The organism is uncultured Aquimarina sp. (assembly GCF_947492405.1).
Taxonomy (GTDB): Bacteria; Bacteroidota; Bacteroidia; order Flavobacteriales; family Flavobacteriaceae; genus Aquimarina.
The window spans coordinates 1-212 of sequence record NZ_CANLMP010000042.1 but is presented as its reverse complement, the minus strand read 5'-3'; the positions used below and the strand labels follow the sequence as shown (position 1 = coordinate 212).

The 212-nt window shown below is 50.0% G+C and carries 1 pseudogene; it reads right to left on the bottom strand.

Annotation, left to right across the window (positions count from 1 at the left end):
• A pseudogene (locus Q0829_RS27570) lies at positions 1 to 212 on the bottom strand (hypothetical protein); the annotation flags it as partial.

Here is a 212-nt window from a genome sequence, read left to right as displayed (position 1 = left end):
TTATCATCGTCCTCATCTACATTATCCGGAATACCATCCTCATCAGCATCAATAGGATCTCGCCAGTCTCTGTCTCCGCCAACATTGTCATCATCAGGGAAGTCCGTAGGAACGCTGCCGCCATTGCTGGCACCGCCAGCATCTGTCGTATTGGTACCATCAACATCATAGGCATCATCCAGTCCATCACCATCACTGTCATTACCACTCGG